A 23,562-nucleotide genomic window follows, 5' to 3' on the forward strand; every position below is an offset into this window, starting at 1 on the left:
TTTCTGAAATATGCCTTCCAGCTACAATTTCAGATCCAGACAAAATTTCTTTCTTCGGAAAGAAGCCTGCGCGTCCGTAGCTCAGCTGGATAGAGTACCTGGCTACGAACCAGGCGGTCGGAGGTTCGAATCCTCCCGGACGCGCCATCATTCCAAGTAATGCCTCGGCTTTACTTTACAACAAGATTCTGCGCGCTCGTAGCTCAGCTGGATAGAGTACCTGGCTACGAACCAGGCGGTCGGAGGTTCGAATCCTCCCGAGCGCGCCATTCTTCTAAATACCTGTTCGAACAATGTTGTTTGATCCGGTATAATTCTTTCTTCGGAAAGAAGCCTGCGCGTCCGTAGCTCAGCTGGATAGAGTACCTGGCTACGAACCAGGCGGTCGGAGGTTCGAATCCTCCCGGACGCGCCATATCTTTTTTAGATATCTTCTAAGTATCGGAATGTTACTTATGATAGCTGAATCAGTCATGATTCGGTTTACAGTGTTTTCTGCGCGCTCGTAGCTCAGCTGGATAGAGTACCTGGCTACGAACCAGGCGGTCGGAGGTTCGAATCCTCCCGAGCGCGCCATTATTATAAATATCTGATCGAACAGCTATTTTGTTGGATCTGGTATCATTCTTTTTTCGGAAAGAAGCCTGCGCGTCCGTAGCTCAGCTGGATAGAGTACCTGGCTACGAACCAGGCGGTCGGAGGTTCGAATCCTCCCGGACGCGCCATTTTTCAGAGCTATCGCTTTAAATCGTAGCTCCAAGCAATACCGATGTGTTGCTTGAACAATAAGATTCTGCGCGCTCGTAGCTCAGCTGGATAGAGTACCTGGCTACGAACCAGGCGGTCGGAGGTTCGAATCCTCCCGAGCGCGCCATATTTTCCGAGTTATCGCTTTAAGTAATAGCTCTAGGCAATACTGATGTGTTGCTTGAACAACAAGATTTCTGCGCGCTCGTAGCTCAGCTGGATAGAGTACCTGGCTACGAACCAGGCGGTCGGAGGTTCGAATCCTCCCGAGCGCGCCATTCTTCTAAATATCTGTTCGAACAATGTTGTTTGAATCGGTATAATTCTTTCCTCGGAAAGAAGCCTGCGCGTCCGTAGCTCAGCTGGATAGAGTACCTGGCTACGAACCAGGCGGTCGGAGGTTCGAATCCTCCCGGACGCGCCATTTTCTAAAGCTCAGCTTCGGCTGGGCTTTTTTTGTTTCTAGCTTTCTATATCGCCTTTATTTACCTTTCTTCAAACTGCCTGCGTTATACCTGCTATCTTGGCCGGTATAAAAAATCTGTTTCTTCATTCGTTGCGGTGATTGTTATTGTCAACTGTGTCTATTTATAAGAAATAACCATAAATTTACCGTATTAGCTGTGAATAAGTCATACTTATATTTAACTAACTGATATGTCAGTAATTTAATTGTAAAGTAATGAGAATGCCTTTGCTGGCTTACGTTAACGTAAGCGTAACTGTTGTGGTGGTAAGACTTGATAAGTCAGTGCTTACGGGGTTTTGCTGAGAGCCAGGCAGTGTTTTTAGCGGGTTACATTTCAGTCAGTTGTATTAAATTACGGCGTTAATTAACATTTTTGCGTTAGATTGGAGAAATAAAAAACAAAATCCCTCTTTTTTGGTCTCGGTTGTTAATCAATTTGACATATTTTGGCTGGTCATGATAATTCTTAACCTGCCAATCACAATATGAAAGGAAGCAATAATGGCAGATTTAGGAAGCTTGCTGTGGGAAGCCGCAACAATCATGGCCACTGGGATGGTTGTGGTTTTTGTCTTTCTCAGCACCCTGATCTATTTAGTCCAACTGTTGGCAAGAGTGGCGCCAAAGGATGAGATACCCGCGCTCAAGCCGCAGCCTGCATCAACAGTTGCTTCAAATCACAATGGTGTCCAGTCCGATGTCGTGGCTGCTATTACTGCCGCGGTACATCAATACCGTCAACGTAATGCTTAAGTTGTGGTTTTCGAGACGATTTTTTTTACAAGGAGTTTGTGAGCATGTCCAAGTCTTTAGCGATCACTGACGTTGTGTTACGTGATGCCCATCAGTCTCTTTTTGCTACCCGCCTGCGTATTGAAGATATGCTGCCAATTGCCGAGCAGTTGGATAATGTCGGCTACTGGTCTCTTGAAACATGGGGTGGCGCTACATTTGATTCGTGCATCCGTTATTTGGGTGAAGACCCATGGGAGCGTCTGCGTGCACTGAAGCAGGCGATGCCAAAAACACCGATGCAGATGCTGCTTCGGGGCCAGAACCTATTGGGTTACCGTCATTATGCGGATGACGTGGTAGAGAAGTTTGTCGAGCGTGCCCATGCCAACGGGATGGATGTTTTCCGTATTTTTGATGCGATGAACGATGTCCGCAATTTTGAAAAAGCGGTAAAAGCAACGGTTGATGTCGGTGCCCATGCGCAGGGAACCATTTCTTACACCACCAGTCCGGTACATAATTTAGATACCTGGACGGATCTAGCCAAGCGCCTAGAAGATCTGGGTTGCCATTCTATCTGTATCAAAGATATGTCTGGTTTGCTTAAGCCTTATGAGGCCGAAGAGCTGGTCAAACGAATTAAAGCATCCTGTGACGTGCCATTGGCATTGCATTGTCATGCGACGACCGGCCTGTCTACGGCCACCGCGGTGAAGGCGGTCGAAGCCGGTTTGGATATCCTCGATACAGCAATCTCCTCAATGAGCCAGACGTATGGCCATACCCCAACTGAAACTGTTATCGCCATGCTGGAAGGGACAGAGCGAGATACGAACCTGGATCTGCAGCAACTAGAGCCAATTGCTGGCTACTTCAGAAATGTTCGCAAAAAATACGCCAAGTTCGAAGGCAGCCTGAAAGGTGTCGATGCCCGCATCCTGCTGGCTCAGGTACCGGGCGGTATGCTGACCAATATGGAAAGCCAGCTGAAAGAACAGGGCGCGGCGGATCGTTTTGACGAAGTGTTGGAAGAGATCCCTCGCGTGCGCAAAGATTTGGGCTTTATTCCGCTGGTTACGCCGACTTCTCAGATTGTCGGTACCCAGGCGGTATTGAATATACTGACGGGAGAGCGTTACAAGAGCATCAGCAAAGAAACTGCGGGAGTGCTAAAGGGCGAGTATGGTGCAGCCCCTGCTCCGGTGGATGCTGAGTTGCAGGCTCGGGTACTTGACGGCGCTGAGCCGGTAACATGCCGCCCTGCTGATTTGCTTGAGGATGAACTGGCCGTTTTGACGAAAGATTTGCTGGCAAAGGCAGAATCTGACGGTATTGCGCTGGCGACCGAGCAAGTTGATGATGTATTGACGTATGCCCTGTTCCCTCAGGTTGGTCTCAATTTCCTGAAGAACAGAAATAACCCTGATGCCTTTGAACCCGTCCCGGGTACTGAAGAGGCACCGGCTCCAGCTGAAAACACGGCACCGGTTGTGTCTGCAGGTGGCATTGAATCCTATAGCGTGAAAGTGAACGGCCAGGTTTACGATGTAGAGGTTGGCCCGGCTGGTGAAGTTTCATCGATCGCACCTGCGGCTGTCCCTTCAGTGGCACCTGTTGCTGCTGCAAGCAACGCGGAAGCAGTACCGGCACCATTGGCGGGTAACATTTTCAAAATCAATGTACAGCTTGGTAGTACTGTCGCAGAAGGTGACGTGCTTGTTGTGCTTGAAGCGATGAAGATGGAAACCGAAATTCGGGCAGCTCGTAGTGGCGTGGTGCAAGATCTGCACGTCAAGGAAGGCGACTCAGTCACGGTAGGATCGCCGATCCTGAGTTTGGCGTAAGAGGGTACCATGGACGGTTTATTAAAACTCTGGTCTGAGACCGGAATAGCGAACTTCGAGTTCGGCCAACTAGTTATGATCTTGGTCGGTACCGGCCTTCTTTTCCTGGCGATCCGCAAGGGCTTCGAGCCCCTGCTGCTCTTGCCGATGGGGTTTGGCGCTATTCTGGCGAACATACCTAATGCCGGCTTTACAGAGCCGGGTGGTTTGCTCTACTACATCTATTATGTCGGAATTGAAACAGGGGTATTCCCACTGTTGATATTCATGGGCGTCGGGGCGATGACGGATTTCGGTGCACTGATTGCCAATCCGAAAACGCTGTTGCTCGGGGCTGCTGCCCAGTTTGGTATCTTCTTTACTTTGTTTGGGGCGATACTGCTTAATCTGGTACCGGGCATGGAATTTACCATGGCGGATGCATCATCCATCGCTATCATCGGTGGTGCTGATGGACCGACAGCTATCTTCCTCGCAAGTCGCTTGTCGCCGGATCTGTTGGGTGCTATCGCAGTTGCAGCCTACAGCTATATGGCTTTGGTTCCTATTATCCAGCCGCCGATCATGAAGGCTCTGACGACACCGGAAGAGCGCGTTATTCAGATGGAGCAGCTTCGCCATGTGAGCAAGGCCGAGAAGGTTCTATTTCCGCTTGCAGTACTGGTGATGACAATCTTGTTCTTGCCGTCGGCAACGCCGTTGGTCGGAATGTTCTGTCTCGGTAACCTGATGCGTGAATCCGGGGTTGTTGATCGTTTGTCCAATACGGTACAGAACGAGCTGATCAATATTGTCACTATTATGCTTGGCCTCGGGGTGGGTTCGAAGCTGGAGGCGGATAAATTCCTGCAGTTTGAAACCTTGGGGATCCTCGTGCTGGGTGCCGTGGCATTCAGTGTCGGCACCGGCGGTGGCGTTCTGATGGCGAAATTACTTAACCGTTACAGCAAAGAAGATATTAATCCATTGATTGGTGCCGCGGGCGTATCTGCCGTACCGATGGCTGCACGGGTTGTCAACAAGGTTGGCCTCGAAGCTAATCCGCATAACTTCCTGTTGATGCACGCCATGGGACCTAATGTGGCAGGGGTACTTGGTTCGGCGGTTGCTGCGGGTATCCTACTGGCCTTGGTCGGTTAAGCCTTTTGTTTGCAATATCCCTGATTGGTATGAGTAAAATACCAAGCTAACCTTATCAGGTTGAAACAAATTGAAACGGGTAGCAATGTGCTACCCGTTTTTTTATGGTTGCAGTCAGGTAATATGGTCCTCAATATCAGACTGATATCATTCGGAACAAGTGAGTGTTCGAATTTTAACCAGTAAGAATGGTCAAATACTTATTCTCATTGGAATAAACCCGATAGAAAAGGAAAAGGGAATGAAAGCTTGTCAGCAACTCGCAATAACCCAGTTTGGTCAGCCATCGGTATTGGCGATACAAAGCTCGGATGTGCCAGTCGCATCGGACAGCCAGGTATTGGTTAAAGTTGCCTATGCCGGAGTCAACCCGATTGATGCTAAAACTCGCGCGGGTCTGGGATGGGCGGCACAGCAAAACCAAGATAATTTGCCCTGGGTACCAGGCTACGACATTGCCGGTGAAGTCGTGGAAGTTGGTGTCGGGGTAAAGGCGTTGAAAGTCGGAGATGCTGTTTCGGGCTTTGTCGGTTTTCCGCTCCTGGGCGGCGGCTATAGCGAATATGTGGCTGTGGAGGCTGATGTGCTGAGTCGTGTCAGTAAAGCGGTGTCGTTGGTTGAAGCCGCAGCGTTGCCCTTGGCTGGTCAGACGGCCTGGCAGGCATTGGACAAGGGCCTGGTATCCGCGGACGAAGAGGTATTGATCCTGGCGGGGGCTGGGGGTGTCGGCCATATTGCGATCCAGCTGGCGGTAGCCCGGGGTGCCAAGGTGACAGCCAGTTGTTCGGCTGCCAATATGACGTTTGTCAGCAGCCTGGGGGCTACGGCGGTGGACTATCACCAGGCCCCTTTGTTCAAGCAGATCAAGCCTGTTGATGTGCTGATTGACTTAATGGGTGGGGATACGGGGATCGCGGCTTTAGACTGTGTGAAAACCGGCGGCCGCGTAGTTACTATTCCGACCATTACGGCTGATGCGGTGTGCGAGCAGGCCCGGCAGCGAGGCTTGCTCGCTGACGGCATGTTGGTATCACCGTCTGTCGAGCAGAACAATGCCATGATGGGTATGCTGGAAAGCGGGGATCTTCAGTTGTCTATCGCCGCGCAATATCCGCTGTCTGAAGGAGCATCTGCGCATCAGGATATTGAAACGGGGCATACCCGGGGCAAGGTCGTTTTGGTCGTTGATGGTGACATATAAAGCTGTGACTGGCGCTTTCTCAAAAGGCAGAATGTAATCTGCCTGATTATCAATAAGTTGTTTCAATGCTAGAGTTATTGAATGGCGAGTCGGCACTTTGGGTGCTGTTCACCACTGGTTTTTTGAGTGCCACGTTACTGCCCGGAGGCTCGGAGGCGAATCTCATCGCGAGCCTCAAGCTGGGAGATAATGCCGCATGGCTGGTCGTGTTTGTGGCGACATTGGGTAATACCCTCGGCGGGATGACCAATTACTGGCTGGGAAGATTGCTGCCAGATAAAACTTCTGATGAAAAACATGGTCATAAAGCTCTGCAATGGCTGAAAAAATACGGCTACTGGTCGCTGTTTTTCAGCTGGTTACCCGTTATCGGGGATCCTTTGTGTTTGGCGGCTGGCTGGCTGCGTATGCATCATTGGCTGAGTTTGCTGATCATTATGATCGGCAAAGCCGCAAGATACGCTGTACTGGCTTTGATCGTACAAGGTTTATTATAAGGAATGCTTACGTGCAAAAGTGGATTCTAGGCGTTGCGCTGTTTTCTCTCGCTGGGTGTGGAACCCAGCTGGCGCAGAAAGACGCGGCTCCCGAGTTGCCTGAAGGGGTAACGTTTATTGAACAGGTGACAGGCGGGCAAGACGAACCTGTTATTCCGTATACCAAATATACCCTCGAAAATGGTTTGACTGTGCTGTTGCACGAAGACAAATCCGATCCGTTGGTTCATGTTGATATGACCTACCATGTGGGCTCGGCGCGTGAAGAGCTGGGCAAGTCGGGTTTTGCGCATTTCTTTGAGCATATGATGTTCCAGGGATCTGAAAATGTCGGCGATCAGGAGCATTTCCGTCTGATCACCGAAGCGGGCGGCACCCTCAACGGGACGACCAACCGTGACCGAACCAATTATTTTGAAACGGTGCCCTCCAACCAGCTGGAAAAAATGCTGTGGCTGGAGTCGGACCGGATGGGCTTCTTGCTAGGTGCTGTCTCGCAGCGCAAGTTTGAAATTCAGCGCTCGACGGTAAAAAACGAGCGCGCCCAGCGCTATGAAAACCGCCCTTATGGCTTGGTCTATGAGCGGATGGGAGAGGCGCTTTACCCCCGAACTCACCCTTATTCGTGGCAGACAATCGGCTATATCGAGGATCTGGATCGGGTTGATGTTAACGATCTCAAGGCGTTCTTCCTTCGCTGGTATGGGCCGAACAATGCCACGCTGACCATTGGCGGCGATATTGACGTCGAGCAGACGCTAAGCTGGATAAGCAAGTATTTCGGCTCTATCCCGCGTGGCCCTGAAGTGGAAAAGTCGGCGAAAAAGCCGGTGACTATCGATGCCGACCGATTTTTGACCCTCGAAGATAACATTCAGCAACCTATGCTGCTGATGGCATGGCCGACGTCATACAATGGTGCAGATGATGAAGCCTCGCTCGATATGTTAGCGCGAGTTATCGGCGGTGGAACAAACAGCCTGATGTATCAGAACCTGGTCAAAACCGGGGAAGTGATTGATGCCGGCGCCTTCCATGACTGTGCCGAGCTTTCCTGTACCATGTATGTCTATGCGATGGGCCAGAGTGGTGACAAAGGCAACCTCAAAGAGCTACGCCAAAAAGTCACGACGGTACTGGCTGGGCTGGAGCAGCGCGGCGTCAATACCAAAGAGCTCAATGAGCTGAAAGGCATGGTTGAAGCGAATGCGATTTTTGGCCTGCAGAGTGTCCGTGGCAAGGTTTCTCAGTTGGCGGCATACCAGACCTTCTTTGATAATCCAAGCTATCTTGGGATTGAGCTGGGTAACCTACGGGCGGTGACTACCACCAGTATGGAGCAGGCGTATATGCGCTATATCAATGGTAATCCAAGCGTTACCTTGAGCGTTGTTCCCAAGGGCAATACGGCCATTCAGGCTGCGAAGCCCAACTTTACGCCGCCGCCACGGATTATTGCCGATCACCAGAAAGTTGCTGACAATGAGCTGCTGCTAAGAGAAGGTGCTGATGATTTTGATCGTTCGGTAATGCCGCAGCCGTCTTCGCCTGTTGAGTCTGTAATGCCTGAGTTGTATCAGTTTGAGCTGGCAAACGGTATTAAGGTATTGGGTACCAAGTACAGAGAAACCCCGACAGTTGAGCTGCAAATGGTGATCCCGGCAGGGCGACGTTTCGAGCCTGCAGGGAAAACAGGTTTGGCGCAACTGACGGCTGCTATGATGGCAGAGGCCAGCGAAAAATCCAGCGCCGAGGAGTTATCATCACGGCTTGATATGCTGGGCAGTACCGTGAGTTTTAGTGCCGGGTTGTACGGTACAGTGGTGTCCGCCACCTCGCTGGAAAAGAATCTTCCCCAGACCCTGGCCATTATGGAAGAACGCCTGTTCACCCCGGCGTTTGATCCGGTCGATTTTGAGCGTGTTAAACAGCAGGCGCTAGAAGGTGTGATCTATGAGCACCAGCGTCCGTCATGGCTGGCAGGGCAGGCAACCCGAGAGGTCTTGTTCCGTGGTACAAGCTTTAGCTTGCCGCCAGAGGGAACGAAAGCGTCGCTGGAAGCCATTTCGCTAGATGATGTCAAAGCCTTCTACCGACGCTATTACACCCCGAACGGGGCCGATATTGTCGTGGTTGGCGATGTTACCTCTGCGCAGCTAACACCGCAGTTGGACTTCCTGGCCAAATGGCAGGGGCAACCTGAGCCGACATACACGCCGCAAGTCCTACCTAACTTATCCCAGCAGACTCTGTGGATGGTCGATAAGCCGGGGGCTCCTCAGACGATGATCCGCCTGGTACGTCAAGGGCTGCCGTTTGATGCCACCGGGGAGTTATTTGAAACTCAGTTGGCGAACTTCAACCTTGCCGGTAATTTCAACAGCCGCCTTAACCTCAATTTACGAGAAGACAAAGGCTACACTTATGGTGCCGGCGGCTATCAGAGTGGTGGCAAAGAAGTGGGGCTCTCTGTCTACTATGCCCAGGTTCGTGCTGATGCCAGTCTGGCTTCGTTGAAAGAGTTTCTTGCGGAGCTGGAGAAAATGAGCTCAGAAGGTGTGACGGATGAAGAAGTTGCCTTTATGCGCTTGGCGGTGGGGCAGAAAGATGCTCTGAACTATGAGACTCCGGGCAAAAAAGCGCAACTGCTGGGGCAGATTCTGACTTATTCATTACCGGAAAACTTTGTTGAGACGCGCAATGATATTGTTGCCACGATCACCAAGACAAGGCTGAATCAGCTGGCTTCGACCTGGTTCAATCCAAAAGACTATCAAATTATCGTAGTCGGTGATGCGAAATCACTGACGTCGCAATTTGAAAGCTTGGGGATCCCGATCAAAACCTTGGTGCCGAAAATGTAGCGGTTACATCGGTTTTAGCCTGAAAAAGCCAGCATGGTATATGCTGGCTTTTTTCTGCATGATTGTTTCTGGTCTGTAAAACTGTTTCGCAGTAAAAATCGTGGTAATCAGAAAAAATAATGATTACTCTAGCTCACTTATTAAGTTAATGATTGAGAATGGCCTTGATGGATTTTTCACAAAGGTTGCAGCAGATTTCAGCTAATCCTGATGCACTGACTCAGATAGGGCGTGGCCTGGAACGAGAAGCGCTGCGTATTACCCCGCAAGGGGGCTTGTCGGCACAGCCGCACCCTGCCGGACTGGGTTCGGCATTAACCAACAAATGGGTGACAACAGACTTCGCCGAGTCGCTGTTGGAGTTTATTACGCCGGTGTCGCATGATGTTGATAATTTGTTGACGCAACTAAGTGATATTCATCAATTTACTTACAGTAAATTGGGCCAGGAAAATCTCTGGCCGATGTCGATGCCGTGCTTTGTCGGCAGTGAGGACGATATTACCCTCGCGCAATATGGTTCATCGAATAACGGTCGTATGAAGACGCTTTACCGCGAAGGGCTGAAGCACCGTTACGGCAGCGTGATGCAGGTTATTTCCGGTGTTCATTTCAACTTCTCGTTTCCGGACGCTTTCTGGCAGCAACTGTTTGGCGATCAGGCTGAGCAGGAACGTCAGGATTCAGTGTCGGATGCGTATTTTGGCCTGATTCGTAACTATTACCGCTTTGGCTGGTTGATCCCGTATCTATTTGGTGCTTCTCCGGCATTATGTGGCTCGTTCCTTAACAAGAGCGCATCTAAGCTCAATTTTGAGCAGGTTGGTAGCGGAACCTATTATCTTCCTAATGCTACGGCACTGCGACTCAGTGATCTTGGGTATACCAACCATGAACAAAGCTCATTGAAGATTGGCTTCAACAATCTAGGGCAGTATTTGGATGGATTGCAGAAAGCAATCCGTACTCCTTCAGATGAATTTGCCAGTATCGGAGTGAAGGTTGATGGCGAGTACCGCCAACTTAATACCAATGTGCTGCAGATAGAAAATGAGCTGTATGCGCCTATTCGCCCTAAGCGTGTTGCTGCTGATGGGGAGAAACCCTCTGAGGCGCTGGATCGTGCCGGTGTCGAGTACATCGAGGTGCGTTCACTGGATGTGAACCCGTTTAGCCCTATTGGTATCACCGAAGATCAGGTGCGTTTCCTTGATTTGTTCCTTACCTGGGCGGTGTTGTCACCATCGGACCAGATGGACGATGCCGAGCTGGAGTGCTGGCGCGATAACTGGAACCGTGTTGTTCTTGACGGCCGCAACCCAGAACTGCTATTGAAAATTGGCTGTAACGGTGAGCGCCTGTCAGTACAGGAGTGGGGCCTGCGTGTTTTTGCCGAGTTAGAACAGGTTGCCCTGGCGATGGACGCAGCTGCGGGGAATGATAGCTACCAGCAGACCGTCAAGCGCCTGAAAACCTGGGTTGAAGACCCGGAGCTGACGCTTTCTGCCCAGCTGCTTAGTCAGATCAAGCAACATGAAGGTATTGGCCGAGTGGGCATCGATTTGGCCGGCGCTCATGCTAGTGCGATACAAGAGCGTGATTTTACTTTTTACTCTCAGCAAGATTTTGAGCAGGAAGTGGAAGCGTCGAACAGCAGGCAACAGCAGATTGAACAAAGTGACAGCCAGTCTTTTGATGAGTTCCTGGATGAGTATTTTGCTGATCTGAAATAGGTATCTGTCTAAATTTCAGATAAAAAAATGGGCAGCGACCTTGCTGCCCGGTAAAATAGTTTCGCAGGGATGACGACAGCACGGCTGCCAGTCATAGATTCTGACCATTAATCCCCCGTTTGGTTCCAAGTTGGATGAAAAAATGCGCTTTGCTACCCGTTTGATACTGTGCTCAGCTCTGGCTACGATGCTGGCTGCTTGTGCGACACCTCCTCCCAAAGATCAGTCCAACGTGTGCAATATTTTTCGTGAGAAGCCAGACTGGTATGACGATGGAATAGAGATGCAGGAAGAGTGGGGAACACCGCTGCATGTTGCAATGGCTTTTATCAAGCAGGAAAGTAGTTTCCGTCATGATGCCCGCCCGCCGAAAGATTATATTTTGGGATTTATTCCGTGGGGTAGGGTGAGCAGTGCCTATGGTTATGCCCAGGCCCAGGATCCTGCCTGGGAGGACTACCAGAAGGCGACGGGAAATGGCGGCTCGCGTACTGACTTTGCTGATTCTATGATGTTCGTTGGCTGGTATACCAGTGAGACCCAGCGACAGCTGGGGATCTCCAAGTGGGACGCATACAACCAGTATTTGGCTTATCATGAAGGGCGTGGTGGCTACAAACGTGGCAGTTATCGCTCCAAGCCAACCTTGATGAAGATCTCACGCAAGGTTGAACAGCAGGCGAAGGATTATGGTTGGCAATTGAAGCAGTGCCGACAGGAGTTGGAAGATAACCGTAGCTGGTGGCCGTTTTAGCGATAGCTGATAGTATGAGCTGCTAAGCTATGATTAATCTTAGTGAAAGGACTTTGGCAAAGGAGAAGGATGTAATGCCATTATTAGATAGTTTTACCGTTGATCACACCCGAATGCATGCACCAGCAGTCCGTGTGGCGAAAACAATGCAGACCCCTAAAGGGGATACCATTACTGTATTCGACTTGCGTTTCTGCCGTCCTAATGTGGATATTCTGAGCGAGCGCGGTATCCATACCCTCGAACACCTTTACGCGGGCTTCATGCGTAACCACCTTAACTCCGAGAGTATCGAAATTATTGATATCTCACCTATGGGGTGCCGTACCGGCTTTTATATGAGCCTGATTGGTACGCCGAGTGAACAGGAAGTGGCAGCAAGTTGGACTGCGGCGATGGAGGATGTCCTGACGGTCGAATCTCAAGACAAGATCCCCGAGCTTAATGAATACCAGTGCGGTACTTTCAGCATGCATTCATTGGATGAAGCCAAGCAGATTGCCCGAACAATCCTTGAGCAAGGTATTGATGTCAATAAAAATGACGATTTGGCACTGCCAGATACCATGCTGCAGGAGCTAAGTGTAAAATAGCACTTCGCCCATAGCGGGATAACAGAATGAAAAAGCCGGCGGCGAGTGCCGGCTTTGTTGTATCTGAGCGACAAGCTAATTGGGGGTTAACCGGTTTTCTGCAACTGGGTCGGCAAGACTTTGACCAGCTTGATCATGTTCTCGGATACTTCGATGATCTCCATTTGGTGACCGCTGACTTCAACGCTGAGCTGGCTGTCCGGAATATCTTCCAGGTGTTCAAGGATCAGGCCGTTTAGCGTGCGTGGGCCATCAGTCGGCAAGCTCCAGTTTAGGCTCTTGTTCAGATCGCGAATATTGGCGCTACCTTCAATCATCAGGCTACCATCGGCCTGGGGGGTTATTTCTTCTGCCAGGGTCGGGGTGATAGATGTCGTAAACTCACCGACAATTTCTTCCAGGATATCTTCCAGAGTGATCAGCCCTTGAATATCACCGTACTCATCAACGATCAGGCCGATACGTTCCTTGTTGCGCTGAAATTTTAGCAGCTGGATATTAAGCGGTGTCCCTTCCGGAATAAAGTACACCTCATCGGCGGCACGGAGTAGATTCGCCTTGCTGAAGTCATTTTTGTCCATCATCAGGCGGTATGCTTCGCGTACCCGCAGCATGCCAACAACTTCGTCTATAGTGTCGCGATACAGGACAATTCGACCGTGGGCAGAATGACTCAGCTGGCGAACAATCGATTTCCAGTCATCGTTGACGTTAATGGCGGCGATATCGCTGCGCGGTACCATCAGATCTTCGACCGTGACGTTTTCCAAATCCAGGATAGACAACAGCATGTCCTGGTGGCGGCGCGGGATCAGCCCCCCGGCCTCGTTCACCACAGTTCGTAATTCATCTGAATTGAGCTTGGAGTCGTTCATATTATCGACTTTCAGCCCGAGCAGCCTCAGGAAGCTATTGGTAATACCGTTGACGAACCAGACCAGCGGATACAGCAACTTCATTAAAATGTTGAGAACGATACTGCTGGTGAAGGAGACGCGTTCAGGGTAGAGGGCGGCAAGCGTTTTTGGCGTCACTTCGGCAAAGACCAGCACCACCAGGGTCAGGGCACCGGTGGCAATGGCGACACCCATATCACCATATAGGCGCATACCGAGAATAGTCGCAATAGCCGAAGCGAGAATATTGACGAGGTTGTTACCAATTAGGATCAGACCGATCAGACGGTCGGGACGAGAAAGCATTTTCTCAACTCGCTTGGCCCCGCGATGTCCTTGATTGGCAAGGTGTCTCAGCTTGTAGCGGTTGAGTGACATCATGCCAGTTTCAGAACCGGAGAAGTATCCGGAAATGACGAGTAGTAATATCAGGAGGGAGAATAAGACTCCCGTGGATATGTCGTCCAAAAAACTATTTCCTTAACGTTTCTGTTACAAGAACTTTGTACCCAGAGTGGGTAGGTGTCAATATTAGTATGGTAATAAAAGGGGCACTTTCTTATGCCCCAATAATGATTTCTTTAACAAAGCGACTGCCGAAATAAGCCAGGGTCAGCAGGAAAGCTCCGATCAGGCTGAACCAGACGACTCGGCGTCCTCGCCAGCCTCGCTGATAATGCCCCCATAACAATACGCTGTAGACTCCCCAGGCTAGCAGTGAAAGTACGGCCTTATGGAGTTTTCCCTGAGCCAGCATATCCTGGATAAATATAAAACCAGTGATCAATGTCACGGTCAGTAGCGAGTTTCCGACCAAAATGATCTTGAAAAGTTGTCTCTCTACCATCATTAAAGGGGGGATGTTAGGGTTAATCAGTAGGCTCTTCTTATTTTTCAGCTTATGATCCAGCCATGCCAATTGAATGGCATACAGGGTGGCAATCATCAGAGTGGAATAAGAAAATAGCGCCAGAGATATATGCAGTAGCACCTGCGGGTGTGCTTCAAGATGAGTAATAAAGGTACCCGGAAGCAAGGTCGCCGCGGATAAGTTAATTGCAGCGAAACTGTATACCACCGGTAGCAGAAACCAGACCCTTATCCGAAGCATCGCCAGCGTGGTCAGCAAGGCAATAATCAGGCTGATCATGGAGGCTACATTCAAAATGCTCAAATTCTGGCCCGGTCCACCATGAATTAAGTCTTTTAATAGCAGGATATGTAAGGTAATTGCTGCCAGTGCAGACAGGAATACCGGTTTGGTTTTGATACCATTACTGTTTGTTAGCCCTGGCACGACTAGCCCGAGGGCAAGGAAATATAAGCAAGCAGCCATTAAGGCTATCAACATATCCATAGTAAACTTAACTATTTAAGATGGTTAGAATCGGCAATTATACCCTGCTCAATGTCTCGCCGCCAATGTAATGCCTACCTGAATCTGTGGGGCATGACGCAGTTCGATATAGAACTGACCTTAAAGTAGCAGCGATAGCATGAAAGCAGGCGAAGGAATGCGGTATACTAGCCAGATCTCTCAGATTTTGTTGCGTAACGAGCGAGTAGCACATGTTCGAAAATTTATCGGAGCGTTTATCGCGAACGCTTAAGAATGTCAGCGGCCGAGGTCGTCTGACGGACGACAACATCAAAGATACGTTGCGTGAAGTACGTATGGCGTTACTCGAAGCCGATGTTGCGCTTCCAGTGGTCCGCGATTTTGTTAAGCGTGTTAAAGAGCGTGCCGTCGGCACCGAAGTATCAAAAAGCCTGACTCCGGGTCAGGAATTTATCAAGATTGTCCAGGCTGAGCTTGAAGCGGTAATGGGCGAGTCTAATGAAGACTTGAACCTGAGCTGTCAGCCACCGGCGGTGATCTTGATGGCTGGTCTGCAGGGGGCGGGTAAAACCACCAGTGTCGGTAAGCTGGGTAAGCTGCTTAAAGAGCGCCAGAAGAAGAAAGTGCTGGTTGTGTCTGCCGATGTTTATCGCCCGGCGGCGATTAAACAGCTGGAAACCCTTGCGAGTGATATCGGTATCGATTTCTTCCCTTCATCGGTCGATCAAAAGCCGGTGGATATTGCTAAAGCGGCACTTGAGCACGGTAAGCTGAAGTTCTACGACGTGGTGATTGTCGATACCGCGGGTCGCCTGCATGTCGATGAAGAAATGATGGGCGAGATCAAAGACGTTCATAAAGTACTTAATCCGGTAGAAACTCTGTTTGTGGTTGATGCCATGACGGGTCAGGATGCGGCCAATACTGCAAAAGCCTTTGATGAAACGTTACCGCTGACCGGTGTTATCCTGACCAAGGTTGATGGTGATGCCCGTGGTGGTGCGGCACTGTCTGTTCGCCATCTTACCGGCAAGCCAATTAAGTTCCTGGGTGTTGGTGAGAAAACGGATGCGCTGGAACCTTTCCACCCTGATCGTGTTGCCTCCCGTATTCTTGGCATGGGCGACGTATTGTCTCTGATCGAAGATCTAGAGCGTAACGTTGATAAAGAACAAGCCGAGCAACTGGCGAAGAAGTTCAAAGAGAAGAAAGGTTTCGATCTTGAAGATTTCCTCGGTCAGTTGAAGCAGATGAAAAACATGGGCGGCATGATGGGGATGATGGATAAGCTCCCTGGTATGTCTCAGCTACCTGACAATGTCAAAGATCAGGTGGATGACAAGATGTTTGGCCAGATGGAAGCTATCATTAACTCGATGACGCCTGGTGAGCGCCAGCGTCCGGAAATCATCAAAGGTTCGCGCAAGAAGCGTATCGCGATGGGTTCAGGCACCCAGGTGCAGGATGTCAACCGTCTGCTTAAGCAGTTTACCCAAATGCAGAAGATGATGAAAAAAATGCAGAAGGGCGGGATGAAGAACATGATGCGCAATATGAAAGGCATGATGCCTGGTGGCGGCATGTTCCCTGGTCGCTAGCAATTAATCACTTGAGTCGCGGAGATATTTTTCCTTTACTGGTGAAAAATTAGCTAAATTGGTTGCATTCATCAGCCCAAAGAGTAAAATTCCGAGGCTTCAAATTTTGGCACGGGCCCCGCTTTTTTTAGACGGGGCCAATTTATTTACAGTAATGCAAAACTAAAGAGGACGATATGGTTACCATTCGTTTGGCACGTCACGGCGCTAAGAAGCGTCCATTTTACCAAATCGTTGTTGCTGATTCACGTTGTGCACGCGACGGTCGTAACATCGAAAAAATCGGTTTCTTCAACCCGCTAGCTAAGGGTCAGGAAGAGCGTCTACGTCTAGACCTTGACCGTGTTAATCACTGGGTTGGTCTTGGCGCTACTGTGTCTGACCGCACAGCTAAGCTAATCAAAGACGCTGCTAAAGCAGCTGCTTAATTAGCCGTATCAGGTAGAGATAGAGAACTATGAGCTCACAAAACCAAGACTTAGTTGTTGTCGGTAAACTGGGTGCCACCTACGGTATCAAGGGTTGGCTCAAGGTTTTTTCCTACACTGAACAGTCTGAAAGTATTTTCGCCTATCAGCCTTGGCTTATTAAAGTTAAGGGTGAATGGAAGCCAATCCAGATTGAATCCTGGAAGAAGCATGGTCAGGGAATGGTGGCTAAGTTAGAGGGTTTGGACATCCGTGAGGATGCACAAATTTTCACTAACGCTGAGGTCGCTGTGCATGCAGATCAACTACCCGCACTGTCAGGAGAAGAATTCTACTGGCGTGAATTGTATGGCATGTCTGTTTTCACAACCGAAGGTTACGACCTAGGTAAAGTAACAGATATCCTGGAAACAGGGTCAAACGATGTATTAGTTGTGAAAGCTAACCTGAAAGATGCTTTTGGACAGAAGGAACGCTTAATCCCGTTCCTCGATGAGCAGGTTATCAAGTCTATTGATCGCACTGCTCAGCGGATCGAAGTTGACTGGGATCCTGGATTTTAAACCCCGGTAAGTAGGTGAACAAATGAAGGTAGGCATAATCAGCCTGTTTCCTGATATGTTTAATGCCATTACCAATTTTGGGGTGACAGGCCAGGCGGTAAAAAAAGGCCTCTTGTCGGTAGAAACGTGGAATCCCCGCGATTTTACCCATGACAAACACCGTACGGTTGATGATCGACCTTATGGTGGCGGACCTGGCATGCTAATGATGGTACAGCCTTTGCGCGATGCTATTCATGCTGCCAAACAGTCCGTTGAAGGTCAGGCTAAAGTTATCTACCTTTCGCCTCAGGGCCGTAAGCTTGATCAAGCTGGTGTTGAGGAGCTGGCACAGAGCGAGAATCTGATTCTTATCTGTGGCCGCTATGAAGGCGTGGATGAGCGCATTATCCAACAAGAGGTAGACGAAGAATGGTCTATCGGGGATTTTGTGCTGACTGGGGGCGAACTGCCTGCCATGACGTTAGTTGACGCAGTTGTCCGGTTTGTACCGGGTGTACTGGGTGACTTTGCGTCAGCAGAAGAAGATTCTTTTGCAAATGGCCTGCTAGATTGTCCGCATTATACGCGTCCTGAAATGTTGGACGGGCAGGAAGTCCCTAAGGTCTTGCTGTCTGGCAACCACAAGGACATTAGCCGCTGGCGATTGAAACAATCGCTGGGCCGAACTTGGCTGAGAAGACCAGAGCTCCTGGAAAACCTAGCTCTGACTGACGATCAGGAATTCTTGCTCGCGGAATTTATACGCGAAAATAAAGCAAGCAATTAATTAATTTAGTATCAGTTTATTCTAGGGTATACCAATGAGTAACATCATCAAGCAGCTCGAAGACGAGCAACTTAAACAAGACCTACCTACTTTTGCACCGGGCGACACTGTTGTTGTTCAGGTTAAAGTAAAAGAAGGTGACCGTGAGCGTCTACAGGCGTTCGAAGGCGTGGTTATCGCTAAGCGTAACCGTGGTCTACATTCTGCATTCACTGTTCGTAAGATCTCTAACGGTGAAGGCGTTGAGCGTGCGTTCCAAACTCACTCTCCAGTTGTTGACAGCATTACTGTTAAGCGTCGTGGTCTAGTACGTCGTGCCAAACTGTACTACCTACGTGAGCGTTCTGGTAAAGCAGCACGTATCAAAGAGAAACTTGCTCGCAAGTAATCTTAAACGTATGACGTTTATCGAAAAAGCCCACCGCAAGGTGGGCTTTTTTTTATGGGAGAAAATCAGGGGCGAGTTCCTAGATTCTAACTCCCGGATGAAAGAGCCTGCCGTGAAGGGCTGGCAATGGTGGGTGATGAAACAGGAAGATAAACAGAAAAAAGAAACCAGCCGAATGGCTGGTTTCGTATTGGATGACGAGTTAGAGAATAACGTTATACCGTCTCCAGCTCGCCTTTAGCTTCCTCTTCATCAGCAAGGTCGGTTTCGCCTTTGCCTTTTGAGCGCTTGATAACATAGCCAGCGATGCTCAGGGCACCGACAATACCGGCGATGGTCGAAACGGTCATTGGCAAACCGAAGCCAAGTTGGCTGTTATTCAGGATGAAGGTAATACATACCGTGGTCATGAATACCGCCGGAACTGTGGTTACCCAGTGTAGCTTGTTGTGACGCAATAGGTAGGCCGAAGCAGTCCACAGCATCATTACCGCAGTACTTTGGTTGGCAAACCCGAAGTAGCGCCAGATGATACCGAAGTCAACTTGAGTCAGAATCCCACCGAGAACGAATAGCGGGATAGCCATTAGCAGACGGTTGCGCAGTGTTTTCTGCTCCATGTTGAAGTATTCAGCCAGGATCAGGCGGCTTGAGCGGAATGCGGTATCACCCGATGTTATCGGCAGGATAACCACACCCAGGAAGGCAACGATGCCGCCGAATACGCCTAACAGGCCAATTGATGAACTGTATACCACGTTACCCGGCCCACCGTTGGCAACGGCTTCTTTCAGGCCTTCGACTGAACCGAAGAATGACAGAGCCAGTGCACACCAAATCAGGGCGATAACACCTTCACCGATCATCGCTCCGTAGAATACGAAGCGGCCATTTTTCTCGTTTTCCATGCAGCGTGCCATGAGTGGTGACTGAGTTGCATGAAAGCCAGAGATAGCACCACAGGCAATGGTGATAAACAAGGCTGGCCATAGTGGCAGATCATTCGGGTTCATGTTGGTGAACATCTGGCTCATCTCGTAGTCGCCAAGCAGCGTGTGCTCACTTGAGAAGGCGATTGCAGTGATAAGGCCGACAGACATGAAGATTAGCAGGGCACCGAACAGCGGGTAGAAACGGCCGATGATTTTATCAACCGGAACAATGGTCGCGATGATGTAGTAGGCGAAGATGATAACAACCATCGTCGTCATCGACATGCCCATCCCCGTTTGTTCGTTGACCAGGTTAGTGATCATGCCGGCAGGAGCCGATACGAATACGACGCCAACCAGTAACAACAGTACGATGGCAAAAATATTCATAAAGTGTTTTGCACCGTTGCCCAGGTAGCGGCCTGTGATGGTCGGCACGGATGCGCCACCGTTACGCACGGATAGCATTCCCGAGAAATAGTCATGAACCGCACCGGCAAAGATACAGCCTAATACAATCCACAGCATTGCAGCCGGGCCGTACAGGGCACCCATGATCGGACCGAAAATCGGGCCGACACCGGCAATGTTCAGCAGCTGAACCAGATAAACTTTCTTGTTTGACATCGGAACATAGTCAACACCGTCTTGCTTGGTATAGGCAGGGGTTTGACGATTTTCGTTAATGCCAAAAACCTTTTCGATAAATGCACCGTAGATAAAGTAACCGCCTACGAGCGCAGCAACACACATCAGGAACCAGGTCATAGTCTTGTCTCTCTTTTCTGATTGGACTTCCAGTTTATTGCTTTGCGACTATCGCGCCTTTACACCCTCGGCCAAACACTCGCAAAACTTCTTTTGTTGCTTGCCATGTTAAAGCGTCGGGAAGTAGATGCACGGAGTAATACAGTGAGTGGTTCTATGGCAGGGTAAGCGGTCGGTGCGTTGGTTGAGTGGTTTTGGGTAATAGTCAATTATTCATTGGGGAAAATCAGCTTCTGCGAGGCATGTCTGGAATGACCATAGTGGGTTCAGTACAGGTTAAGTATTCTAACTTATTGTTAATAAAGAACTGTCATCAATGGAGACATCGTATGGTGAATAGAATAGTGACAGCTGTTGCATTGGTTATGCTGTTGGCTGGATGTTCGGTGTTTACTTCCAGCCAGTCGCTGATTGCCGATGAGAATTGGTTTCAACTTGGCTATAACAAGGGGAAGTGGGGCGAAAAGGCCAATTCCGAGCAATCTTTGCAGGCGGACACCCTGAAAGTGAGCGAAGATATTTTGCCGGATTATGAAGCATATCTGCGAGGCTACCAGAAGGGGCTTGAGTCATATTGTACCCTGGAGCAGCTGAGGCAAAAGGGAACGGAAAGGAAAATGGATTGGGGCGTATGCGAATTCCGTCGTGAAGACGGTGGGTTGTATAAGATGTTCTGGCAGCAGGGGTTCGATCGGAGTATGGCGTTTGATGGTGTGACGGGTTACTGACCCTCGCACCAGGCAAGGGGCAGCAGGAGCCGACTTTAGTTCAGGCCGAAGCGATCCTTGAGCTCTTTGAGGTATCGACGGCTGACGGGAATCTGATAGCCGTACTGGGTGGTGATCTCGGCCAACCCGTTTTCCAGTAACTTGATTTCGCGGATTGCCTGCGGGTGGATTAGGTACTGGCGATGGCAGCGGATCAGCGGCGTTTTTTCCTCCAGTACTTTCAGTGTCAGCTGGGTAGTAGCTTTGGTATCTTTGGTAACAATGTGCACGCCGGTGAGATCGCTATAGGCGGTTTCGATGTCGGCTGCCGCAAGGAGCAGGATCCTGTTGTGGCCAGAACATGGGATCAGTTCCAGCATTTCGCTTACCAGCGGTGAATAATCCTGTTCCTGGCATTCTTTTTTCAGGCGCTTGATAGTTTTTGCCAAGCGGCAGGTTTCCACAGGCTTAAGAAGGTAATCAAAGGCGTTGTCTTCAAAGGCTTTGAGGGCGTACTCATCATAGGCGGTGACAAATACCACTTTGGGCATGGTATCGGGATCGAGCATACTGAGCATCTCAATGCCAGTGATCTGCGGCATCTGAATATCGAGAAAAATAACATCAGGTTTCAGGGTGTTGATTTTTTTCAGTCCTTCGATAGCGTTATTGCAACTGCCGATGACGTCCACTTCACCGGTGTCGTGCAGTAGGTCGATGAGCTCTTCTCGAGCATACAGTTCATCGTCAATAACGAGTGCCTTGATCATACTGCTGTTTCTCCATTCGTTCCGTTTGTATGGATAGGTTGCTGGGCGTCTGCGGGGATCGTTATTGTTGCCCGGGTCCATTCATTAGCCTGGTAGGACATCGTTAGTCCGTATTGTCTGCCAAACATGTTTTTCAGGCGCTTGTCCACAATCTTCATACCGAGTCCACTTTCCTCGCCGATCGGGGCGTAGTTGCCTGCATTGTCTTCGACTTCAAGCACGATGCACCCTTTGTTGCAGTATCCCTGAAGCGTTATTTTACCATTTTCCAGTAGTGAGGAGGTGCCATGCTTTATCGCATTTTCAACCAGCGGCTGAAGGGTAAACGTCGGCAGTTTGATATTCAGCAGTTCCGGTGACACGCAGATATCGACATTGAGCCGGTCAGAAAAGCGGGCCAGCTCAATCTCGAGGTAGGCATTGATATGCTGGAGCTCTTCTTCGAGCGTCACCGTTTCAATATTCTGCTTCAGGTTGCGGCGAAAAAACTGGGAAAGGTGCTGGATAAGCTGACGGGCCTTGTCCGGATCACGACGTACCACGGCGTTGATTGTGTTCAGGGCATTAAACAGAAAGTGCGGGTTGACCTGCGCCTGTAGCAGACGTAGCTCTGCCTGGGTTAGCAGTGCCTGCTGCTGGGCATAGCGACCAGTCAGGATCTGGTTTGACAGCAGTTTGGCGATCCCTTCGCCGAGAGTCAGGTTGACGGTCGAGAACAGCTTGCGTTTAGGCTCATAGAGCTTGATGGTGCCGAGCACTTCGTTGTTGCCCCCTACGAGCGGGATCACCAATGCAGAGCCGAGCCTGCATTTCTGGTGTAGCGAGCAGCAGTACGGGATATCGTAGCCATCAGCATAAACCAGTTCGCAGCCGTCGATAGCACGGCGGGTATAGCCTGAAGAAATCGGAGTTCCCGGCAGGTGGTGATCGTCTCCGATCCCGATGAAGGCTAGAATCTTCTCGCGATCGGTGATCGCGACGGCACCAACCCCGGTTTCTTCATACACTATTTTGGCAATTTCCTTGGTACTTTCTTCATTGAATCCCTGGCTCATGATCCCGACCGAGCGTTGGGCTATTTTTAGTGCCCGGCTGGAAAAGGCGGCAGAGTATTTTTCATAGATGGTTTTACGATCCTGAATAATGCTCATAAAAAGTCCGGCCCCGACCGAGTTAGCAATGACCATTGGCAGTGCAATGGCGCTGACCAGGTGTAGAGCTTTGTCGAAGGGCTCGGCGACCATCAGGATAATGAACATCTGGACGATTTCAGCGACTAGGGTGACGGTAAAAACGGTGAATGGCTTAAATATCTGGTCACTTTGTCCGCGGCGGACAAAGTAGCTATGCATCAGGCCGCCAATTAATCCCTCTACTGTTGTGGAGATTGCGCAGGCGACATCAGTAAAGCCTCCCATGCTGTAGCGATGCATACCGCCGGTGAGTCCTACGGCAAAACCGACAAGCGGTCCACCGAGCAGTCCCCCCATCACCGCACCAATTGCCCGGGTATTGGCAATGGCATCTTCTATGTGAAGTCCGAAGTAAGTGCCTAGAATACAAAAGAGGGTGAACAGAATGTAGCACGAGAATCGTTGTGACAATCGTCCTGATACTGTTGTTATAGGCATAAATAACGGCGTTTTGCTTAGCAGGTAAGCAATAACCAAGTACACGCTGAGCTGCTGAAGAAGAGAAAATATAAGTTCCATTGCCATAGATAGTGCGAGTGGGCATTGCAATTATGGTAACTGGCTTTGATGCCGATAGCCAAAAACACTTAACTGTAAATTTATATTTACGACTGGTGTTTTTTCTTTACACGGT

General features: G+C 49.8%; 21 protein-coding genes and 8 tRNA genes. 24 read left to right on the forward strand and 5 right to left on the reverse strand.

Translation table 11 applies throughout. The annotated features are described in order from the left end of the window. Positions 1 to 70: 70 nt before the first annotated feature. The 17 genes from EDI28_RS24360 (at position 71) to luxS (ending at position 12,577) form a co-directional block, all read left to right on the forward strand. Positions 71 to 147, forward strand: a tRNA-Arg gene (locus EDI28_RS24360). Between the two features lie 45 nt (positions 148 to 192). Beyond that, positions 193 to 269, forward strand: a tRNA-Arg gene (locus EDI28_RS24365). A 69-nt stretch (positions 270 to 338) separates the two neighbouring features. Further along, positions 339 to 415, forward strand: a tRNA-Arg gene (locus EDI28_RS24370). A gap of 84 nt (positions 416 to 499) precedes the next feature. Beyond that, positions 500 to 576 (forward strand) — tRNA-Arg (locus EDI28_RS24375). A 72-nt stretch (positions 577 to 648) separates the two neighbouring features. Continuing rightward, a tRNA-Arg gene (locus EDI28_RS24380) sits at positions 649 to 725 on the forward strand. Between the two features lie 72 nt (positions 726 to 797). Further along, positions 798 to 874 (forward strand) — tRNA-Arg (locus EDI28_RS24385). A 74-nt stretch (positions 875 to 948) separates the two neighbouring features. Further along, a tRNA-Arg gene (locus EDI28_RS24390) sits at positions 949 to 1,025 on the forward strand. A 69-nt stretch (positions 1,026 to 1,094) separates the two neighbouring features. Beyond that, positions 1,095 to 1,171, forward strand: a tRNA-Arg gene (locus tag EDI28_RS24395). 546 nt (positions 1,172 to 1,717) lie between these two features. Next, positions 1,718 to 1,969, forward strand: a complete 252-nt coding sequence (locus EDI28_RS24400; protein ID WP_128786469.1) for an oxaloacetate decarboxylase subunit gamma — start codon at positions 1,718 to 1,720, stop codon at positions 1,967 to 1,969. A gap of 44 nt (positions 1,970 to 2,013) precedes the next feature. Next, the gene (gene oadA, locus EDI28_RS24405; RefSeq protein ID WP_128786470.1) at positions 2,014 to 3,795 is read left to right on the forward strand and encodes a sodium-extruding oxaloacetate decarboxylase subunit alpha; all 1,782 of its coding nucleotides are present in this window, start codon (positions 2,014 to 2,016) and stop codon (positions 3,793 to 3,795) included. Between the two features lie 9 nt (positions 3,796 to 3,804). Next, a complete protein-coding gene (locus EDI28_RS24410; RefSeq protein WP_128786471.1) occupies positions 3,805 to 4,935 on the forward strand; it encodes a sodium ion-translocating decarboxylase subunit beta in 1,131 nt (376 codons plus the stop codon). 241 nt (positions 4,936 to 5,176) lie between these two features. Next, on the forward strand, positions 5,177 to 6,136 hold the full coding sequence (locus tag EDI28_RS24415; RefSeq protein WP_128786472.1) for an NADP-dependent oxidoreductase: 960 nt from the start codon (positions 5,177 to 5,179) through the stop codon (positions 6,134 to 6,136). 65 nt (positions 6,137 to 6,201) lie between these two features. Beyond that, on the forward strand, positions 6,202 to 6,633 hold the full coding sequence (locus EDI28_RS24420) for a YqaA family protein (RefSeq protein WP_128786473.1): 432 nt from the start codon (positions 6,202 to 6,204) through the stop codon (positions 6,631 to 6,633). An 11-nt stretch (positions 6,634 to 6,644) separates the two neighbouring features. Next, positions 6,645 to 9,497, forward strand: a complete 2,853-nt coding sequence (locus EDI28_RS24425) for a M16 family metallopeptidase (RefSeq protein ID WP_128786474.1) — start codon at positions 6,645 to 6,647, stop codon at positions 9,495 to 9,497. A gap of 167 nt (positions 9,498 to 9,664) precedes the next feature. Next, on the forward strand, positions 9,665 to 11,230 hold the full coding sequence (gene gshA / locus EDI28_RS24430; RefSeq protein WP_128786475.1) for a glutamate--cysteine ligase: 1,566 nt from the start codon (positions 9,665 to 9,667) through the stop codon (positions 11,228 to 11,230). Between the two features lie 142 nt (positions 11,231 to 11,372). Beyond that, on the forward strand, positions 11,373 to 11,984 hold the full coding sequence (locus tag EDI28_RS24435) for a transglycosylase SLT domain-containing protein (protein WP_128786476.1): 612 nt from the start codon (positions 11,373 to 11,375) through the stop codon (positions 11,982 to 11,984). A 74-nt stretch (positions 11,985 to 12,058) separates the two neighbouring features. Beyond that, positions 12,059 to 12,577, forward strand: a complete 519-nt coding sequence (gene luxS / locus EDI28_RS24440) for an S-ribosylhomocysteine lyase (RefSeq protein ID WP_128786477.1) — start codon at positions 12,059 to 12,061, stop codon at positions 12,575 to 12,577. An 86-nt stretch (positions 12,578 to 12,663) separates the two neighbouring features. On the opposite strand, the gene EDI28_RS24445 is transcribed toward luxS, so the two are convergent. Both EDI28_RS24445 and EDI28_RS24450 read right to left on the reverse strand, forming a co-directional pair. Beyond that, positions 12,664 to 13,941, reverse strand: a complete 1,278-nt coding sequence (locus EDI28_RS24445; protein WP_128786478.1) for an HlyC/CorC family transporter — start codon at positions 13,939 to 13,941, stop codon at positions 12,664 to 12,666. Positions 13,942 to 14,032: 91 nt separating this feature from the next. Further along, positions 14,033 to 14,830 (reverse strand): cytochrome C assembly family protein, encoded by a 798-nt coding sequence (locus EDI28_RS24450; protein ID WP_128786479.1) that lies wholly within the window; start codon positions 14,828 to 14,830, stop codon positions 14,033 to 14,035. 212 nt (positions 14,831 to 15,042) lie between these two features. On the opposite strand from EDI28_RS24450, the gene ffh reads away from it, so the two are divergent. The 6 genes from ffh (at position 15,043) to EDI28_RS24480 (ending at position 18,799) form a co-directional block, all read left to right on the forward strand. Beyond that, positions 15,043 to 16,410, forward strand: coding sequence for a signal recognition particle protein (gene ffh, locus EDI28_RS24455; protein WP_128786480.1), 1,368 nt, complete (start codon positions 15,043 to 15,045; stop codon positions 16,408 to 16,410). Positions 16,411 to 16,586: 176 nt separating this feature from the next. Further along, positions 16,587 to 16,838: a 30S ribosomal protein S16 gene (gene rpsP / locus EDI28_RS24460; protein WP_006232610.1), complete on the forward strand. Its 252-nt coding sequence runs from the start codon at positions 16,587 to 16,589 to the stop codon at positions 16,836 to 16,838. A gap of 29 nt (positions 16,839 to 16,867) precedes the next feature. After that, positions 16,868 to 17,401, forward strand: a complete 534-nt coding sequence (rimM, locus tag EDI28_RS24465; RefSeq protein ID WP_128786481.1) for a ribosome maturation factor RimM — start codon at positions 16,868 to 16,870, stop codon at positions 17,399 to 17,401. A gap of 22 nt (positions 17,402 to 17,423) precedes the next feature. Next, positions 17,424 to 18,170, forward strand: coding sequence for a tRNA (guanosine(37)-N1)-methyltransferase TrmD (gene trmD, locus EDI28_RS24470; RefSeq protein ID WP_128786482.1), 747 nt, complete (start codon positions 17,424 to 17,426; stop codon positions 18,168 to 18,170). A gap of 34 nt (positions 18,171 to 18,204) precedes the next feature. Further along, the gene (gene rplS / locus EDI28_RS24475; protein ID WP_128786483.1) at positions 18,205 to 18,558 is read left to right on the forward strand and encodes a 50S ribosomal protein L19; all 354 of its coding nucleotides are present in this window, start codon (positions 18,205 to 18,207) and stop codon (positions 18,556 to 18,558) included. A 10-nt stretch (positions 18,559 to 18,568) separates the two neighbouring features. After that, the gene (locus EDI28_RS24480; protein ID WP_128786484.1) at positions 18,569 to 18,799 is read left to right on the forward strand and encodes a hypothetical protein; all 231 of its coding nucleotides are present in this window, start codon (positions 18,569 to 18,571) and stop codon (positions 18,797 to 18,799) included. Here EDI28_RS24480 and EDI28_RS24485 read toward each other — a convergent pair. Then, on the reverse strand, positions 18,774 to 20,258 hold the full coding sequence (locus tag EDI28_RS24485; protein WP_128786485.1) for a carbon starvation CstA family protein: 1,485 nt from the start codon (positions 20,256 to 20,258) through the stop codon (positions 18,774 to 18,776). The genes EDI28_RS24480 and EDI28_RS24485 overlap by 26 nt on opposite strands. Positions 20,259 to 20,587: 329 nt before the next feature. Here EDI28_RS24485 and EDI28_RS24490 point away from each other — a divergent pair, with 329 nt between their 5' ends. After that, positions 20,588 to 20,986 (forward strand): DUF2799 domain-containing protein, encoded by a 399-nt coding sequence (locus tag EDI28_RS24490; protein WP_128786486.1) that lies wholly within the window; start codon positions 20,588 to 20,590, stop codon positions 20,984 to 20,986. 35 nt (positions 20,987 to 21,021) lie between these two features. On the opposite strand, the gene btsR is transcribed toward EDI28_RS24490, so the two are convergent. Both btsR and EDI28_RS24500 read right to left on the reverse strand, forming a co-directional pair. Next, positions 21,022 to 21,735 (reverse strand): two-component system response regulator BtsR, encoded by a 714-nt coding sequence (btsR, locus tag EDI28_RS24495; protein WP_128786487.1) that lies wholly within the window; start codon positions 21,733 to 21,735, stop codon positions 21,022 to 21,024. Continuing rightward, positions 21,732 to 23,447: a sensor histidine kinase gene (locus tag EDI28_RS24500; RefSeq protein ID WP_128786497.1), complete on the reverse strand. Its 1,716-nt coding sequence runs from the start codon at positions 23,445 to 23,447 to the stop codon at positions 21,732 to 21,734. The genes btsR and EDI28_RS24500 overlap by 4 nt, the downstream gene beginning before the upstream one ends. Positions 23,448 to 23,562: the final 115 nt, after the last annotated feature.

It is taken from the genome of Photobacterium chitinilyticum, from assembly GCF_004104355.1.
In the GTDB taxonomy this organism is placed as follows: Bacteria; Pseudomonadota; Gammaproteobacteria; order Enterobacterales; family Vibrionaceae; genus Photobacterium; species Photobacterium chitinilyticum.

Excerpts from the sequence above, each read along its gene's own strand:
- EDI28_RS24415 (WP_128786472.1), top strand. The coding sequence starts at position 5,177 with ATGAAAGCTTGTCAGCAACTCGCAATAACCCAGTTTGGTCAGCCATCG.
- rimM (WP_128786481.1), top strand. The coding sequence starts at position 16,868 with ATGAGCTCACAAAACCAAGACTTAGTTGTTGTCGGTAAACTGGGTGCC.
- btsR (WP_128786487.1), bottom strand. The coding sequence starts at position 21,735 with ATGATCAAGGCACTCGTTATTGACGATGAACTGTATGCTCGAGAAGAG.
- oadA (WP_128786470.1), top strand. The coding sequence starts at position 2,014 with ATGTCCAAGTCTTTAGCGATCACTGACGTTGTGTTACGTGATGCCCAT.
- EDI28_RS24500 (WP_128786497.1), bottom strand. The coding sequence starts at position 23,447 with ATGGAACTTATATTTTCTCTTCTTCAGCAGCTCAGCGTGTACTTGGTT.
- EDI28_RS24450 (WP_128786479.1), bottom strand. The coding sequence starts at position 14,830 with ATGGATATGTTGATAGCCTTAATGGCTGCTTGCTTATATTTCCTTGCC.
- EDI28_RS24485 (WP_128786485.1), bottom strand. The coding sequence starts at position 20,258 with ATGACCTGGTTCCTGATGTGTGTTGCTGCGCTCGTAGGCGGTTACTTT.
- rpsP (WP_006232610.1), top strand. The coding sequence starts at position 16,587 with ATGGTTACCATTCGTTTGGCACGTCACGGCGCTAAGAAGCGTCCATTT.
- luxS (WP_128786477.1), top strand. The coding sequence starts at position 12,059 with ATGCCATTATTAGATAGTTTTACCGTTGATCACACCCGAATGCATGCA.
- rplS (WP_128786483.1), top strand. The coding sequence starts at position 18,205 with ATGAGTAACATCATCAAGCAGCTCGAAGACGAGCAACTTAAACAAGAC.
- EDI28_RS24410 (WP_128786471.1), top strand. The coding sequence starts at position 3,805 with ATGGACGGTTTATTAAAACTCTGGTCTGAGACCGGAATAGCGAACTTC.
- EDI28_RS24420 (WP_128786473.1), top strand. The coding sequence starts at position 6,202 with ATGCTAGAGTTATTGAATGGCGAGTCGGCACTTTGGGTGCTGTTCACC.
- trmD (WP_128786482.1), top strand. The coding sequence starts at position 17,424 with ATGAAGGTAGGCATAATCAGCCTGTTTCCTGATATGTTTAATGCCATT.
- EDI28_RS24435 (WP_128786476.1), top strand. The coding sequence starts at position 11,373 with ATGCGCTTTGCTACCCGTTTGATACTGTGCTCAGCTCTGGCTACGATG.
- EDI28_RS24480 (WP_128786484.1), top strand. The coding sequence starts at position 18,569 with ATGACGTTTATCGAAAAAGCCCACCGCAAGGTGGGCTTTTTTTTATGG.
- EDI28_RS24400 (WP_128786469.1), top strand. The coding sequence starts at position 1,718 with ATGGCAGATTTAGGAAGCTTGCTGTGGGAAGCCGCAACAATCATGGCC.
- EDI28_RS24490 (WP_128786486.1), top strand. The coding sequence starts at position 20,588 with ATGGTGAATAGAATAGTGACAGCTGTTGCATTGGTTATGCTGTTGGCT.
- gshA (WP_128786475.1), top strand. The coding sequence starts at position 9,665 with ATGGATTTTTCACAAAGGTTGCAGCAGATTTCAGCTAATCCTGATGCA.
- ffh (WP_128786480.1), top strand. The coding sequence starts at position 15,043 with ATGTTCGAAAATTTATCGGAGCGTTTATCGCGAACGCTTAAGAATGTC.